At 52.7% G+C, this 15635-nt stretch carries 13 protein-coding genes, 1 tRNA gene and 1 pseudogene; 7 read left to right on the top strand and 8 right to left on the bottom strand.

Going from position 1 to position 15635, the window contains the following annotated elements:
- Positions 1–108: 108 nt before the first annotated feature.
- A complete protein-coding gene (locus EBB79_RS16525) occupies positions 109–1773 on the top strand; it encodes a tetratricopeptide repeat protein (RefSeq protein ID WP_127749916.1) in 1665 nt (554 codons plus the stop codon).
- A gap of 7 nt (positions 1774–1780) precedes the next feature.
- On the opposite strand, the gene EBB79_RS16520 is transcribed toward EBB79_RS16525, so the two are convergent.
- Together EBB79_RS16520 and ctaD are read right to left on the bottom strand one after the other, a co-directional pair.
- Positions 1781–2689 (bottom strand): haloalkane dehalogenase, encoded by a 909-nt coding sequence (locus EBB79_RS16520; protein WP_127749915.1) that lies wholly within the window; start codon positions 2687–2689, stop codon positions 1781–1783.
- A 160-nt stretch (positions 2690–2849) separates the two neighbouring features.
- The gene (gene ctaD, locus EBB79_RS16515; protein WP_127749914.1) at positions 2850–4523 is read right to left on the bottom strand and encodes a cytochrome c oxidase subunit I; all 1674 of its coding nucleotides are present in this window, start codon (positions 4521–4523) and stop codon (positions 2850–2852) included.
- A gap of 296 nt (positions 4524–4819) precedes the next feature.
- On the opposite strand from ctaD, the gene EBB79_RS16510 reads away from it, so the two are divergent.
- On the top strand, positions 4820–5242 hold the full coding sequence (locus EBB79_RS16510) for an HIT family protein (protein ID WP_127749913.1): 423 nt from the start codon (positions 4820–4822) through the stop codon (positions 5240–5242).
- A gap of 272 nt (positions 5243–5514) precedes the next feature.
- Positions 5515–7227, top strand: coding sequence for an alpha/beta fold hydrolase (locus EBB79_RS16505; RefSeq protein ID WP_127749912.1), 1713 nt, complete (start codon positions 5515–5517; stop codon positions 7225–7227).
- A gap of 24 nt (positions 7228–7251) precedes the next feature.
- Here EBB79_RS16505 and lipB read toward each other — a convergent pair whose 3' ends face one another.
- Positions 7252–7905, bottom strand: a complete 654-nt coding sequence (gene lipB, locus EBB79_RS16500; RefSeq protein WP_127749911.1) for a lipoyl(octanoyl) transferase LipB — start codon at positions 7903–7905, stop codon at positions 7252–7254.
- A 130-nt stretch (positions 7906–8035) separates the two neighbouring features.
- Here lipB and EBB79_RS16495 point away from each other — a divergent pair, with 130 nt between their 5' ends.
- Both EBB79_RS16495 and EBB79_RS16490 read left to right on the top strand, forming a co-directional pair.
- Positions 8036–9697, top strand: a complete 1662-nt coding sequence (locus tag EBB79_RS16495; protein ID WP_238704935.1) for a caspase family protein — start codon at positions 8036–8038, stop codon at positions 9695–9697.
- A 194-nt stretch (positions 9698–9891) separates the two neighbouring features.
- Positions 9892–9978 (top strand) — tRNA-Leu (locus EBB79_RS16490).
- A 132-nt stretch (positions 9979–10110) separates the two neighbouring features.
- On the opposite strand, the pseudogene EBB79_RS16485 reads toward EBB79_RS16490, so the two are convergent.
- Positions 10111–10302, bottom strand: a pseudogene (locus EBB79_RS16485) (integrase core domain-containing protein); the annotation flags it as partial.
- A gap of 328 nt (positions 10303–10630) precedes the next feature.
- Entirely contained in the window at positions 10631–11212 is a 582-nt protein-coding gene (locus tag EBB79_RS16480; protein ID WP_127749910.1) for a hypothetical protein, read from the bottom strand.
- A 188-nt stretch (positions 11213–11400) separates the two neighbouring features.
- Between EBB79_RS16480 and EBB79_RS16475 the strand changes: the two genes are divergently transcribed.
- Entirely contained in the window at positions 11401–11727 is a 327-nt protein-coding gene (locus EBB79_RS16475; RefSeq protein WP_127749909.1) for a hypothetical protein, read from the top strand.
- 344 nt (positions 11728–12071) lie between these two features.
- On the opposite strand, the gene EBB79_RS16470 is transcribed toward EBB79_RS16475, so the two are convergent.
- Positions 12072–12491, bottom strand: a complete 420-nt coding sequence (locus EBB79_RS16470) for a DUF4345 family protein (protein WP_127749908.1) — start codon at positions 12489–12491, stop codon at positions 12072–12074.
- Here EBB79_RS16470 and EBB79_RS16465 point away from each other — a divergent pair.
- Positions 12451–13209: a TetR/AcrR family transcriptional regulator gene (locus EBB79_RS16465; RefSeq protein ID WP_238704934.1), complete on the top strand. Its 759-nt coding sequence runs from the start codon at positions 12451–12453 to the stop codon at positions 13207–13209. The genes EBB79_RS16470 and EBB79_RS16465 overlap by 41 nt on opposite strands.
- 922 nt (positions 13210–14131) lie before the next feature.
- Here the strand turns inward: EBB79_RS16465 and EBB79_RS16460 are convergent.
- Both EBB79_RS16460 and EBB79_RS16455 read right to left on the bottom strand, forming a co-directional pair.
- Entirely contained in the window at positions 14132–14680 is a 549-nt protein-coding gene (locus EBB79_RS16460) for a YaeQ family protein (RefSeq protein WP_127749907.1), read from the bottom strand.
- Between the two features lie 201 nt (positions 14681–14881).
- On the bottom strand, positions 14882–15574 hold the full coding sequence (locus EBB79_RS16455) for a winged helix-turn-helix transcriptional regulator (protein WP_127749906.1): 693 nt from the start codon (positions 15572–15574) through the stop codon (positions 14882–14884).
- Positions 15575–15635: the final 61 nt, after the last annotated feature.

The following is a 15635-nucleotide window of genomic DNA, read 5'->3' as shown; positions in this document are numbered from 1 at the left end:
ATTAGTTCGTTATACGTATTGATTTTTTTGTGAATTTCTTATTTACTCATAGGCGGTACTGCTTTTTGTTGAAAGTTTCTGTGTATCCCGATGTTTGGGGAGTTTTTTATGACTGATCTGCTGAAAATCAATCATTTCGGTGCCTTTGGTGTCTATGTTTCTGACGGAAGAAATATACCCTTAGGGGCGAAACATCAGGCGTTATTGGCCCTGCTATCAAAAGCCGACGGTGGGATTAGAACCCGGGCGTTTTTGGAAAACACTTTGTGGAATTTGGCACAGCCAGAGCAGGCAAAAGCCAGCCTGAGAACTGCGCTGAGTACATTGCGACGCCATTTAGGGCGCGAGGCCTCGCAATTGCTGACGGCGAACCGGGAACGTGTCGTATTAGATTTGGACCGTGTCGAAATACTTGGCAGTCAAGAAAACGGTCAGTTCATGGAGGGGTTCGAGCTCCCCCATGAGGGCATGTTTCGAGAATGGCTGATGCAAGAGCGCGAGGATAGCACATTTGATATTCCACGCCGCCGTGCGGAAGCCGGCGGCAGCAGGGACTATAGCCGGGCGGTTCTGGATGAGTTGTTGCCGCGTATCGCCGTGCTGCCCTTTGTTTACCGCGCGCCCACCAGTGGCACCACGCCTTTGGGGTCCATGTTGTCTGAAGAACTGGTCCGGCATCTTTCGCGCTGTCAGGCGTTCTCGGTAACGTCTTATCTGGCCTCGCGTCAGTTTGATCCTTTATCCGTTAGCCCCAGCGAAGTAGCTTCGATTACTGGTGTAACCTATCTGGTTTCAGGATTGGTTTACGTAAAGGGCCAGGAATTTCGGTTGAAAGTTGATTTTCAGGATGCCCGTCGTGAGCGGGTTCTCTGGTCCCGTGAATACCGTGGGTCGCTGGAAGACTTGATGGCCGGTGATTGCGAAGCCCTGCAGGACGTGTCGCAACAAATTGGCCAAACTGCCGTCGGCGAAGCTGTCCGACTGGTGAAATTCAAGCCGCTGGCAAATTTGGATAGCCACACCTTGCTGATGGCAGCGATTACTTTAATTCAGGACATGCGTCCGGATCAGTTCAACGCAGCCCAGGATCTGCTTGGAGTCTTGTTGCAACGGGAACCTGGCCATCCGATGGCGCTGACCTGGATGGGGTTTTGGCATGTGATGCGGGTGCAAAAAGGCCTGTCGCACGACCGCCAAATGGACACTCAATTGGCAACCCATCTGGCGCAAAGCGCGTTGAATGTCGATCCGTCTTTCTCTTTGGCTCATACTTTGAAAGGCATGATCTCAAGTCACCTGTTGTTCCGGTTTGACCTGGCCCAGACATCTTATGATCTGGCACTCAAGGATAACCCGAACGAGGCACTGGCCTTATTGCTGATGGGTGCCATGCGGGCCTTTCAGAATGACCCGGACGAGGCCGTGGAATTTACCGATGCGGCCCGGCGTCTGACACCTTTGGGGCCTCAACGCTATTATTTTGACTCGGTGTCAGCGACCGCTCAGCTGTCTGCGGGCCACTTTGCCCGGGCCTTGGCCTTGGCGGATCGGTCCCTGAAAGCAAACCGGGCCTACCCGTCCACATTACGCACCAAGGCGATCGCGCTGGAGCTATCTGGGCGTGGTGAAGAGGCCCGTAAAGTGGTGCGTGACCTGCTAGAGGTATCTCCGGATTTCACTCTTAGCCGGTACCTGCGCGATCATCCGGCGGAAATCACGTCACGCGGGCGGGGCTGGACCCGCGCGTTGCGTGCGGCTGGTGTGCCCGAGTGATCTGAGCTTACCCATTGGTCAGGTTGATAAATTCACATGTCAGCCGGGCCAGTTCAGGGCCGACGTCCTCTTGTAGAAAATGCCCTGCTGCTGGCAGGATTTCATGTGGCTGGCCCTGCGCGCCGGGTAGGGATTGAAACGTCCTGTCCGCCCCTGCCATGATCTTATCCTCGGCCCCAAAGATGGTCAGTAAGGGTGTTTGCTGGCGCTTTAGAACAGTCCATGCGCCGCGATTGGCCCGCGACGCGGGGTTGTCCGGACTGTCGGGCACCAACATTGGAAATGCGCGTGCTCCTGCCATGTAGCTTTCGTCAGGAAAAGGGGCGTTATAAGCGGCAACCTCGGCTGGGCTCAGCTTGGTAGCGGTGCCGCCGTGCACAATCCTGCCGGCGTTAAAGGGATCTACCTGTTGGCTAAAACTACGCCAACTCTCAAACGCTGCGCCTAGTGGGTGGTCACCCGTGGGCAGGGCGGTATTGGCAACAACAACACGCGAAAATCTATCAGGTTCAGCGGCCCACAGTCGCAGCCCGATCAACCCGCCCCAGTCCTGACAGACCAACGTGATATTGCGGAGATCCAGCTGCGTAAGCACCTGTAATGTCCAGTCGACATGACGCTGATAGGTGTAATCGCTGCGCTTTGCCGGTTTGTCGGATTTCCCAAACCCAATTAAATCCGGTGCGATTACCCGGTGTCCGGCCTGGGCGAATATCGGGATCATATGCCGATACAGGTACGACCAGCTCGGCTCACCATGCAGGCAGAGTATCGGATCTGCCGGTGCAGGGCCTTCGTCCAGGTAATGCATCCGCAAGTGTCCGCCCGCGCTATCATCAATCTGTAGGTGATTGGCCGCAAACGGGTAGTCGGGCAGGGCGTTAAACCGATCATCGGGTGTGCGCAGCGTTTCCATGGGGTGTTTTCCTTGTGAGGGATCAAATCAGCTTAACAGCCATACGGCAGTTGACGAGAAGAACGTCGCGACAGATCCGGTACGAAAGGGCCCAGTGGTGTCCATAAAAAAGGCCCCGGAGCAGGTGCTCCGAGGCCTTTCTATTTTTTGCGACCGCATTTTAGTGCGCTGGCGCTTTGTCCCAGTCTTCCTGCTTTGGCAGGATTTCAAAGGTGTGCTCAGGTGGAGGTGACGGCAGGGTCCACTCCAGCGTGTCGGCGTATTCGTTCCAGTAGTTGTTCTGGGTGATACGGGCGCCACGCATCAGAGCGTGGATCACAATACCAAAGAACAGCAGGAACGAAGCGAACGAGACGAAGGCACCAATCGACGAGACGTAGTTCCAGTAGGCAAAGGCCTCGGGATAGTCGATGTAACGGCGCGGCATGCCCTGGCGACCCAGGAAGTGCTGTGGGAAGAACGTCACGTTGGCACCGATGAAGAACATCCAGAAGTGCAAGTGTGCAAACTTTTCCGAGTACTGACGGCCGGTCATCTTACCGAAGTAAAAGTAAACCCCAGCAAAGATGGCGAACACAGCCCCCAAGGACATCACATAGTGAAAGTGTGCGACGACATAGTAAGTGTCATGGTACATGCGATCCACTGCGGCCTGCGACAGCACCACACCGGTTACACCACCAACGGTGAACAGGAACAGGAAGCCAAAGGCGAACATCATAGGCGCTTTGAATTCGATCGAACCGCCCCACATCGTTGCGATCCAACTGAACACCTTCACACCTGTTGGCACCGCGATGACCATGGTGGCCAGCATAAAGTAGGCCTGTTGGTTCAGCGACATACCGACAGTGTACATGTGGTGCGCCCAAACGACGAAGCCCAGAACACCAATCGCGATAAGCGCCCAGACCATTGGCAGGTAGCCAAAGACTGGCTTGCGCGAGAAGGTGGCGATGACATGTGAGATGATACCAAAGCCGGGCAGGATCACGATGTAAACTTCGGGGTGACCAAAGAACCACAGGATGTGCTGATACAGGATCGGATCACCACCGCCAGCAGCGTCAAAGAAGGTGAACCCAAAGTTGCGGTCCATCAGCAGCATGGTGATGGCACCAGCCAGAACGGGCAGCGACAGCAGGATCAACCAAGCGGTGATAAAGATAGACCAGCTGAACAGCGGCACCTTGAACAGGGTCATGCCGGGGGCACGCATGTTCAGGAAGGTGGTGATCATGTTGATCGCACCCAAGATCGATGACGCACCCGAGACGTGAACGGCGAAAATCGCCAGATCCAGGGAAAATCCGCCTTCGTTGGTGGACAGTGGCGGATAAAGAACCCAACCCACACCCGAGCCAAGCTGGTCGTTGCCACCAGGGCTGAGGATTGACGCCACACCCAAGGATGTCCCGGCGACGTAAAGCCAAAAGCTGAGGTTGTTCAATCGTGGAAAGGCCATATCAGGCGCGCCGATTTGCAGCGGCATGAAGTAGTTGCCAAACCCACCAAACAGGGCAGGGATGACCACGAAGAACATCATCAGAACGCCGTGATATGTGATCAACACGTTCCAAAGGTGCCCGTTCGGGGTACATTCCAAAGTCGAGTCGGCGAACATACGTGCGCCTTCCATGCACATGTATTGAACACCGGGTTCCATCAGCTCCAGCCGCATGTAAACGGTGAAAGCGACAGAGATCAAACCGACAAGCGCCGATACGACCAGGTAAAGAATGCCGATATCTTTATGGTTTGTGCTCATGAACCAGCGGGTGAAAAATCCCCGCTCGTCAGCATGATCGTTACCATGAATGGCTGCGTCTGCCATTTGGTGCCTCCTGTTATATGGCGAAAGGCTCCGAGAGCGGACTCCGGGCACCTTGATTCATAGGGTTTTTAGAGTGGCAGAGCGGTGCCTTCAATGGCGGAGTTTGATCTGGATCAAGATAAATTGACGCGCCCCCCGCTGGGGCGCTTGAAAAAGAACCGTGAGCCTCTAGGGGAAGGGAGATATCGAGCGTTTTCAGAACGTCGCAGCTTTGCAGCCATATGCAAGGCGAGAGAGTGTGATACGGTAATGCCGCAAAGAGCTATCTTTGTGTGCCACGACAGTAAGGAACTGCTATGAAATACGATCCGGAAAACATCTTTGGCAAGATTTTACGCGATGAGATTCCATCGACACGCGTTTTCGAGGATGACGATACTTTGGCATTTATGGACATAATGCCGCGGGCAAATGGGCATGTGCTGGTTATACCCAAAACACCCTGTCGTAATATGCTGGACGCGACCCCCGAGCAGATAGCCGCCGTCATGAAGACGGTACAGCGCATGTCACGGGCACTGATGGTGGCGTTTGATGCGGATGGTATTACCTTGCAACAGTTCAATGAAGACGCTGGTGGGCAAGAAGTGTTTCACCTGCATTTTCATGTACTTGCCCGTCATGCCGGCGATCGGCTTGGGGCCCCGGGGAAAATGGGTGATCAAGCAGCTATCCAGCAGAACGCCGAAAAAATCCGGACCGCGTTATTGGATTGTTAATTGGCGCGTGCTTAACGAGATATAACGCCCTAGGGCTGAGTATGGATGAGGTTCGGGTTGTAAGTATAATTATTAATTGTTCTAATTGTGAAGGTTTATAAAATTAATCTATAAAAGATTCGTAATTCTATATCTGATAGGTGATATATAGGTGCTGGCTATTGACCGTTAAGGTTTCTGGCTAAGTGTTTTTTGTAGGTTGCTGTTGCAGGTATGCGAACCCGTTGAGCGGTTAAATAATATAGTTGATTGGCTTGATATTGGGGAATTATGTGACAACTCCGCTGCGCATGCACGCTTTGTCTCGGGAACAGACGATCGCTGCGATCTATGAAACGGTGATTCGGGCTGAATTGTGTGACCGTTTTACGCGGTCCTCCGAGACAGACGCGGCTGGATTTGCTGAAATGGCGGCAGCGTCTCAGCTGCAATCCGTTCGGGTCGATCCGGATTTGCAGCTGCATTTTGTTCGCGCGACCGAAATTCTTGAAGAACTCTGGGTTCGCTCTGGTCGGCCCGCGCCGCGCCAGTTTTTTGAGGGCAGTGATGCGTATTGGCTTTTGCTAACAGCCTCTGGTGAACTGGTTCGGGCCAGTCGACCGGCACGCGCCTCGCTCCAAGGTGATGAAAATGCAGTGCTGGCGGATCTTGACCTGAGTGATGATGCACAAGCGCGGGTTGCGTATTGCTTGACGCAGTTAAGGCTTCAACAAAACCGGGAGGCGATCCCAGAGATCTTGGCCACTTCGGATCCGACCCGCAAATTGATGTGTCGTACTGTTCAGTGCGGTGATGGTTTGCAGGCCTCGTATGGTCTGATGATAGAAGCGTTGGATTTTCAATGGTCCGGGCGCGCCGAGAATATGTTGTCGGCAACGTTTGGTTTACATCAACAAGAGGTGCAGTTGCTGGCGAGTCTGCTTGACGGCAAAAGCCTGAGTGTTTTGGGGAACCAGACACGCGGGGGGATCTCCGGCCTCAAGAGGCAATTGAATGTTATCCTCGTCAAGTGTGGGGCACCTGGTCTTGCCGAGATGTTTCGGCTGCTTTGCTTCCTTATCGCCGAAGTGTCCTCGGACGAGAAAATCGCACGTGGAGAGGTCGCGCCGGTTGAAGGGCGGGTTGAAGTTTCTGACGAGGCGAATCTGCAGTTTTTCAAACTTGGTGCGGAAACCGGCCAACCAGTCATATTCTTGCATGGCCTGGTCGATGGCATTGCAGGCGTTCAGCGTCTTCAATCCCAGTTCAGAACGGGCGGTTTTCGGGTCTACGCACCGCTGCGATGTGGGTATGGTCAATCAGGTCCGGTGCCGTCCCCTGAACTCAGTATGGACGTGTTCATTGATCAGCTGGAAATCCTGATCGAGCGGGAAAATCTGCGAAGGCCTATTTTGCTAGGCCACCGCGGGGGGGCTGCATATGCGCATATCGCAGCTCGAAGGCTTCGCGACCGAGTGGCAGGGGCCGTCATCGTTTCCGGTATCGGCCCGGTGCGAAAGTTGAGCGAATTGTCGGCTTTGACGCGACATCATTGGATGATGGCATCCGCAGCGGCTTATGGCCCAGGGTTTTTGCCGTTGGCTGCCAAGTTATGGGCCCGGTCCATTCGTCAGAATGGGCCGATGGCGTTGCTGAGACAGAAGCCGCGGTCTACCATGGAGATAATTGGTGCAGGCAGTACTGCTCAATTGTCCGCTTTATTGCAATCCAGTCACGAGCTGTCTCTGCTCCAGAGTGGGGCCGGCATGATGGCTGATCTTCATTGGATCGTGAACGATTGGCGCCGTCACATTGACGGGCATTCAGCACCGGTCATTTATGTGCACAGTGACGATGATCAGGTGACAACGGTTGAACGGTTGCAACTGGCGATGGCCGGGCGCCCGAATGTGCAAGTGCGATTGTCTCGGGGTGGTGGCTCAATGCTGCTATATACACGTCCGGAATTGGTCCTCGCCGCCCTAGAGGAACTGTCTGAAAAATAGCGGCCCGTTGCACCCGAAATGCCGTCAGGGCGAATTGAACACTTGCTCAAAACTATGGCGCAGAGCGATGTCGACATCGTCCATGCAAACAGGCAAACCTAAATCGATAAGGCTGGTCACCCCGTGTTCTGTGATGCCGCAGGGCACAATGCCGTCAAAATGGCTAAGATCCGGATCCAAGTTGATCGACATGCCATGAAAGCTGATCCACTTACGCAGACGGATACCGATGGCAGCAATCTTGTCTTCGGCTTTTGCACCTGTGGGTGTCAGGGGCTTGTCATCCCGCTCCACCCATACACCGACCCGACCATCTCGAATATGTCCGGTAACGTTGAATTGGTTCAACGCCAGGATTACCCAGTGTTCTAGTTGCTGAACAAAGCGCCGGACATCATGGCCACGTTTGCCGACATCAAGCATCACATAGATCACCCGTTGTCCTGGTCCATGATAGGTATACTGCCCGCCGCGTTTGCTGTCATGGACGGGAAAACGATCGGGATCTGTTAAGTCCGCAGCTTTGGCTGAAGTGCCCGCAGTATACAGTGGTGGATGTTCAACCAACCAAATGCATTCATCAGCGTCGCCCGCCGCAATTGCAGAGACGCGAGCCTCCATGAAGTCGACTGCGGCATCGTAGTCCGTCAGTCCGTCACTGGTGATCCATTCAACCATGTTCTGCCCGCATTACCGTTAATTACTCGTGATAGGGCCTTTAGGGTGATGGATTCCAGTCTTTTTTGAAATGAGAATGGCGGATATGATGCTGACAATTTAAAAGTGTGAATTTTTTTCGGAGATCCAAATGCGACTAAAGTTATTTATGGCTTCAATATTGTCCTGCTCGCTGATTTTGGGCCCTGTTGAACGCGCTACGGCAGATGCAGGCGATTTTGCCGCTGGGGCTCTTATCGGAGGGCTTATCGGTGGGGTTCTTTCACAGGGTGGTGGTAAAACCCGGAGAAGAACCGGCACTCAACGGACGACTTTACCGTCCACGCAAGATGGTCGAGAAATCCAGACTTCGTTAAATTATTTTGGTTTCAACGTTGGACGCGTCGACGGTCAGTTGGGCCGCAAATCAAAAGAAGCTATATCACAATACCAGGCCTACTTGGGGTATCCGGTTTCCGGTCAACTTAGCCCCTATGGACAAGAACTTTTGGTCAGTTCGTACCAACGAGCGTTGGCCAGCGGATATATGGCGACGCAGCAGGCCATGTCTCATCCCGACGGGCAAAGAGGGCTGTTGAAAATTTACCTGGCAGAGCGCAGGGTACCACAGCCGAATTTTCCTCAGCAGCAAAATCAGCCGCAGTACAATCAGGCGGGAACTATGATGGTGAATGGGGCGGTTGATGCCTATGGGCAGCAGCAATATGCCCAGCCTCAGGCGGCTTTCTCAAATCAAAACGTCAACGCCTATGGGGCGCAGCAGCAGTACGGTCAGGCCGGTCAGCAACCCGTTTATGGGGCTGCGATCCAGCCGAATGTGCAGACGTTTGGGGCACAGCAGCAATTCGCGCCGCAACAGCAACAGCAGTTCGTCCCACAACAGCAATTCGCAGCACAGCCACAACAAGTGCAGCCGCAATATGCACCGCAGCAACAACCGGTACCGCAGCAATTCGCGACGCAATCTGGCGCTGTGACCGCTCAGCTTGATGCCGCCACAACAGTTTTACAGGCGTCTGCTCCGACCCAGCAAACACAGTCATTGGCAACATTGGCAAACCGCAGGTGGGCGCTGGTTGTTGGTGTTGATGGCTATGAAAACCTTGAAGACTTGAAAAAGGCACGCAACGACGCGCAGGCCGTTAGTCAGGCGCTGACCAGGTTGGGGTTCGAAGTTCGAACGCTTTACGACCCAAGTCGCCGCGACATGAACAGCGCAGTCTCGACCATGGCCAACCAAATCGATCCTGGCGACGAAGTATTGTTTTATTTCGCAGGTCATGGAGTCGAGGTTGAGGGGCGAAATTTCTTGCTGCCGTCTGACGTCCCAATGATCAACTTGGGCGATGAAAGCTACCTGACAGGTGAAAGCATCGCAGCAGACCGGGTTCTTGATACCTTCCAGAAACGGGGGGCCCGCACGACTGTGATGATCCTTGATGCCTGCCGGAATAACCCGTTCCCGTCTGACGGCAAACGGTCCGTCGGTGGCGCGCGGGGCTTGGTGCGAATGTCACCACCAGAAGGCGCCTTTATACTCTACTCGGCTGGGGCTGGACAGACGGCCCTGGACCGTCTGTCGGACACCGATGGCGATCCGAACTCGGTCTTCACACGGGCACTTTTGCCGCGTCTGAACGATCCAAGCATGTCGTTGCATCAGTTGGCCAAGCAGGTTCGCCGCGATGTCCAGGATCTGGCGTCTACGGTTAACCATGATCAGTTTCCGGCCTATTATGATCAGATGTCGGGAGATTTGTTCCTGGCACGCACATCGGCGGCTTCGCAATAACCGATCCAATCTGCGGTACCAAAGGGCAGGCGGGTGGACCGTCTGTCCTTGTTCATTTGGATCTCAACCCAAACACCGCAGGAGGACGATTTGTGCGGCGAAGGAGTTACCCGCATAATCTGCAAAAGGGCGTGATTTTCGGCTTCACTTCACTTCGAAGCTGGTCTATACGCCGCCCTACCAAGCCTGATAGTGCGGTCGTGGCGGAATTGGTAGACGCGCAGCGTTGAGGTCGCTGTGGGGTAACACCCGTGGAAGTTCGAGTCTTCTCGACCGCACCAAAATTTAGAAAATCTTATTAAATCAGTGCTTTGTGTGATTTCACCAAATGTTCTCCGCGAATATCTCCCAAATTTACTGATATCGAGCAGCCCCACTTGCGTGGCCCAAGTTGAAAGTTAGCGCATTGTCGGCCTTTGGATCATTGGGATGATGATCTGGGCTTGGCGTAGGGAGTGGAGTATCTCGCTGTTCAGCAGTTTGTCTCGCATTCGCCCGTTGAAGCTTTCGCAGTATCCGTTCTCCCAAGGAGACCCTGGCTCGATGTAGGCGGTCTTCGCCCCTACGGCTTTGATCCAGTCGCTAACCGCTTCAGCAATGAATTCTCGTTGTTTGACTTTATGCAAGCAGTCACACCGATCTGTCTGATCACGTCAATCCGGGGCATACCTTGCCCTATCAGCACTTCAACCTGCCGTAACTTTGCGACAATCCCTTCGGGCTTGGGTCTCTTAATCGCCATCAATGGTCCTCCAGTTCCCTAATCTTAAGGGCGGGCCACTTGTTTGGGGCGAGGATCACGGGCGGCACGAAACCGCCACAGATCCAGTTTGCTGCGGTTGTCATGAACAGCCACAAGGGGCAGTTCCTATCCTTCCGGGCAGTTACACGGCTTCTTTAGGTTTTGTGGGTCACACCACAAGGGCATGCAACTTAGGATCTCAGTAACACCTTCGTGGAATCAATGGCTTGTGCAATCTGGGCATATTGTATTGAGCGGCTTTTCGAGCCGGTAGAACTGCGTAACAACTGCGTCTGTGCCTGTTCGAGAATGGCAATGGCCCTCTGCCCAACTTCTGCCTGTGCTGCATTGGAAATGGGGGTAAGAGGGCGCGTGGTCCGATCGGTGGAATCCCCCCTGCGTGAGGCGGGTGCTTTGGGTAGGTTCCGATCCCGATTGTCATGCGCCAACTGGGCTATATCGGCTGAGGCGGTACTCAGAAGCTGACGCACCTCGTCGTAATCACTGTCCTGGGGAATGCCATCAGATACCACTTGCAACCGTTCAGCCAGACAATCGACCCGGTAAGCGGCCTTGTCCAGGCCACCGCAGAATGCCTTGACCGAGGTCAGGCTGGAGACCAAACTCCGGGTGAAGCTAGTTGAGCCAAAATCCCCCGCAGGTACAATAACTTTGTAAAAGACACTAACACTCACCTGCGCCCATGCCCCGGCGGGTACTGTTCCGGTGGACACCACAAGCGCCAAGGCTGGCAGTTGAAACCATCTCATCATTATTTAATCCCCTCACTAAACTAACACTTGTCCAGTCTTCTTCCGGCTTCTTCCGAATGGACCACCTACTTTTGCTGCAACTCTGAGAGCACATGGTTGCGAAGTCAAAAGGGCCTGCAAAATTTTTGATTAACAAAACTTGTTTCGCAGTTATCCTAACCTCATAATTTTCATGTCGGGAGAAAATAATGATATTATGTAACTTTAGGAGTTTTTTAGTTGGTTTGGTTCTTCTGGCTGTACCCGAAATGTCCCTCGCACAGGGAGTTGATCAGGCGCTAACCGAAGCCAAAGCAAGACTGGTTTGTGGGACAGGCACAGCAATTTCGGCTAAGAAGCTTCCTGGAGGATTGTTAGAGGTGACCTGTCGGAAAAATGTTCCACGCGACTCGCTGCCCCAGGAAATGCAAGGCACCGGGCTAACCACCGGCACTGAAGTGGCAGTGGTTGTCGTAGCAACAGTCATCGCCGTTGTTACTGGTAGCAGTTCCAGCTCAACAACCACGACAGATTGATATTGTTAAACTATTCACAGGTCCATTTTTAGCCACCCTGTGACAACGCTGCCCACGGGGTCAAATTCTGTCACGTCCAGCTAAGGAGCCTCTGATTGATCAGCGAGTTCCTCGCTGGTACCGATACTATTGATAGCCGACCTTTCGTGACATTTGCGACTAACGGCAGTTTTCAGCTCTTCTACAACATTGGTGCGCAGTGAGCATGGGGGACGTCTGAAGCAGGTAAGGCGGACAGCGGTCGTTCGCTGCGATCTGCACGAGCGACCGCCGAGCGGACAAAGCTGACTTCCAGGTCAATCGAGTAAATGTCCGCTCTTAGAAGTAAGTTGTTTCTTGATTACCTATACGTCTCGTTTGCCAGACGCTATCAGCCACCATGCCAGTAGCGGAAAACCAAAGAGCTCAAATGCGAATGACGGGGCAATGGCAGCGCTGAGGACTACCTCAGTGTCCATGACACTTAGTCGAAACAGACCCGCGATTGCGATAATGGCCGACAGAATGATCAAGGTAGAGCGGAACTTGCGCATTGCAAAGCCACCGATCATGAAAGCAGCGCCGATGCCAAACCAGACTCCACCAATAAATCTTATGTGGTTATCTTGAGCATGGAATGTCGGCGCATCAATGATCGAAACAAAATCACGTGTCGATTGCCATCCCAATGTCTTTATCCCGCCTAGGCCGACATTCAGTCCTAGTAAGATTATGACAGCGCCAATGATCACGACAACAGCGTTCAGTAACTTTATCTTCTTCATTTCGATTTTCCTAAAAGCAAGCCTTGAGGTGAGTAATATTTGGAACGCGTTCCATATTAATGAAATCTTGACGGCGCAAGCTTTATTTGGCACGCGTACCAAAAAATTGGAGAGTCCACCTATGACCAGAAGCGCTGGCAGGCCACCCCGAAGCGAGACCGATATCTTTGAATTTCAAGCAAAAATCGGGAAGCACGCGCTCGAGATTTATCGCGCTGAAGGCTTCGGAGCGGTCTCAATGCGCCGTCTGGCTAAGGAAGTTGGTTGCTCACCGATGACGATCTATGCACATTTTGAGGGTAAGACGGATATTCTGCAGTACCTTTGGGCAGACGTCCTAACAGACATGTCAGATGAAATCCGGAATAAGCTAAAATTTTCCGTTGCTCCAAGTGAACAGTTGCAGTCAGCGGCACAAACTTTTGTCGCCTATTGGACCGATCATCCCGATCATTTTCGACTTGTCTTTATGTCCAACAACGTGAAACGGGCGGATGTCAGTACGTTCGTTAGCGATGAAAAGACCTTGGCACACTTCTTGATGTTTTCGGATTTGATCCGAGCGGTTCTTCCGGACGAAAATGACGTTAAAGTGAGGACCGACACGCTCATATCGGGAATGATCGGCATCGCTCTTTGTATGAACACCATCCCTGACTACCGTTGGGCCGATGCGACCCTGATGACCGAACGTCTACTCAGAAGCATCACTGCATAAGCCAATGGGTAGTTTCGGGAAAAGCGAACATTCATGTAGTCCGCAGTATATGGCGTTATGGGCTCCTAACGGTTGCTCGCTGCGCACCGCACGGACGTCTGCTATCGGGAAGCAGTCTAGACTTTGCAAGGAGTGCTTTCTGCGCAGAGCAGCCGTTGGTGGTGATCACGGCGAAGGTTGGCTTACCGGGTTGTTGAAGAGTTCGAGCATGGCGTAGCATTGGCTGAAAAATCGGTTTGGTACTGAACTTTCGCAACCGTAGTGGGTGAGAAAGCAACGTCCAGAAAAGGAGCGATGGTGATTAGAAGGCTAATTTCTTTTGTGTTCCTTGGATTGGGAGGCGTATTCGGCTTTCTATTCTACGTTCAATATTTCCAATGGCGTGGATGCTTCAATGAGTTGGGGCGGTGCTATGATAGTCGAACGGGAACCGTATATTTGGAGCAATCGGGGGTAGTCTGGATCACGCTGACAGTTCTGGCCATTGGCGCTTCAATCTACCAAGCTCGGAAACTGAAACATTGACGGTCATATTTTGGGGCGTTGAATGGATACTGCCCCAGTCTGTTTTCATCACGAAGTTCCGCAATAATTACGCACTTAGGACGTTAAGATGCTGAAATTGTTGAGTTAAGGGGTGACCTTAACCGAACCAAATTGGCCACTTGAAAAGCTATTCAATAATAAAGTGGCTTTAGCGCCCCTCCAGAAAGACAAGCTGGGCCTCTTTTGGAACACTTGGCTTGGCTGTTGTGATGAAACTCACATACCTTGATGAAATGTCTGGGGATCGCATGGGACCTTACTGCCGGTTTCCCCAGTTAGCGCAACCCTGATGTCCAGTGCAGAAAACAGTGACCTTACTGCGGGGACTAAGACAGAAGCGTCCGGGCCATTGTGCGCATTGTGGGCAGCTCGACGATCATTGTTTAGTATCTTTCCATTTGGCCGGGGTTACGTAAACGATGCTGTCATCAACACTGACCATCACCTCACCGTCCTGAATATTAACCTGCAGCTTCATCGAGCGACTGGCCAGTTCTCCCAACTCGCGGGTCTCCGTCTCGGAAAAATTGACAATCCGGAGATTATCAAACCGAGTGGTGCTGTTTTTGATCTTCTCCCACCACATCTCAGCTGTCCTGCCGCCGTAGCTATAGATCGCCACCTGGTTGGCCTTGCCACAGGACTGACGAACAATCTTCTCGCTTGGAAGTCCCAATGCCACCCACAACTCAAGTTCGCCACTCAGGCTTTTCTGCCAAATGTCTGGCTCGTCATCCGTTGAAAGCCCTTTGGTGAGTTCCAACTGCTCATTGGCATTCAATGCAAAAGCAAGAAGACGCACCATCAGCCGTTCATCTGTTTCCGACGGATGTTTGGCAACAGTCAGTTTATGGGTCTCATAGTAGTGACGATCCATATCGGAAACGGACAGTTCAACTTTATAAATGGTGGATTTTTGCGCCATGATAGGTCCCGAAACAGAAGATAGGGATGCCTAGTGCGTCTGGTGAGTTTGTGAAAGCAGATAAAAAACTCCGCCGAAGAAGGGAGCAAGATTGGTATTGCCAAATTGTTTGGATTTATCGCCGTTTGGGACTGCACTGCAGCATCGAGGTGTTAGCCGAAACTCAACATGCTCCAGCGTCGAACCCGGGCATTTTATAGCTTACGCAACATATTTTTTCTGTACTGCGAAGGGGCTCAGCCCCAGCCAGGTTTGGATTGTAGAGGCAATTTCACGTGAACCGGTAAGTTCAATCTTTGAGCGTTCAGCATTCACATCCGTGACGCCCATCCAGATAGCTGTCATTGTCCGCAACTCAGTGGACAAGTACAAATCGACGTCAAAACCCGGATCAGCCCAGCATAGATCGACCTCTCCTGAGGCCTCAATGACAAGCCACCAATCTCGTTTCGTAGAGGGGAGTTCGGGAAACATAAACTGAACGACTGTACGCCTGGTTGGCAGTGGTCTTGGATTCAGATTTCTGCGCATGTCCCACATAAGAAGTGATGGGTCGAGGTTTTTAAGCGACAAGGATGATTCCACCCATTTCTGCCCCCACATGCCCATCGTCATAATGACCTCTTTTAGATCACTGCCTGCCTCTGTCAGGTGATACTCTTGCAGGCCACGTTCTGACGGGACTGGCCTTCTTTCGACGATCCCAGCCTCCTCCAGTTCTTTTAGGCGTTTTGACAACAATGTCGGCGACATCTTGGGCACGCCGCGACGCAGGTCATTGAACCGCGTCGACCCAGCAACAAATTCGCGCAGCAGAACCATCGTCCAGCGTGTGCAAAGAATTTCGGCGGCCATCGCGAGGGGACAAAACTGCTTATATCCTGAATGTGACATTTCATTTCCTTGGGCTGTTTCATCAACTGTAATCTACAGGCTGCCTTGCACTAGTCCAGAA

The organism is Parasedimentitalea marina, assembly GCF_004006175.1.
Classification (GTDB): Bacteria; Pseudomonadota; Alphaproteobacteria; order Rhodobacterales; family Rhodobacteraceae; genus Parasedimentitalea; species Parasedimentitalea marina.
This window is presented reverse-complemented; position numbering and strand designations above follow the sequence as displayed.

Excerpts from the sequence above, each read along its gene's own strand:
- EBB79_RS16525 (WP_127749916.1), top strand. The coding sequence starts at position 109 with ATGACTGATCTGCTGAAAATCAATCATTTCGGTGCCTTTGGTGTCTAT.
- EBB79_RS16520 (WP_127749915.1), bottom strand. The coding sequence starts at position 2,689 with ATGGAAACGCTGCGCACACCCGATGATCGGTTTAACGCCCTGCCCGAC.
- ctaD (WP_127749914.1), bottom strand. The coding sequence starts at position 4,523 with ATGGCAGACGCAGCCATTCATGGTAACGATCATGCTGACGAGCGGGGA.
- EBB79_RS16510 (WP_127749913.1), top strand. The coding sequence starts at position 4,820 with ATGAAATACGATCCGGAAAACATCTTTGGCAAGATTTTACGCGATGAG.
- lipB (WP_127749911.1), bottom strand. The coding sequence starts at position 7,905 with ATGGTTGAATGGATCACCAGTGACGGACTGACGGACTACGATGCCGCA.
- EBB79_RS16495 (WP_238704935.1), top strand. The coding sequence starts at position 8,036 with ATGCGACTAAAGTTATTTATGGCTTCAATATTGTCCTGCTCGCTGATT.
- EBB79_RS16480 (WP_127749910.1), bottom strand. The coding sequence starts at position 11,212 with ATGATGAGATGGTTTCAACTGCCAGCCTTGGCGCTTGTGGTGTCCACC.
- EBB79_RS16475 (WP_127749909.1), top strand. The coding sequence starts at position 11,401 with ATGATATTATGTAACTTTAGGAGTTTTTTAGTTGGTTTGGTTCTTCTG.
- EBB79_RS16465 (WP_238704934.1), top strand. The coding sequence starts at position 12,451 with ATGATCACGACAACAGCGTTCAGTAACTTTATCTTCTTCATTTCGATT.
- EBB79_RS16470 (WP_127749908.1), bottom strand. The coding sequence starts at position 12,491 with ATGAAGAAGATAAAGTTACTGAACGCTGTTGTCGTGATCATTGGCGCT.
- EBB79_RS16460 (WP_127749907.1), bottom strand. The coding sequence starts at position 14,680 with ATGGCGCAAAAATCCACCATTTATAAAGTTGAACTGTCCGTTTCCGAT.
- EBB79_RS16455 (WP_127749906.1), bottom strand. The coding sequence starts at position 15,574 with ATGTCACATTCAGGATATAAGCAGTTTTGTCCCCTCGCGATGGCCGCC.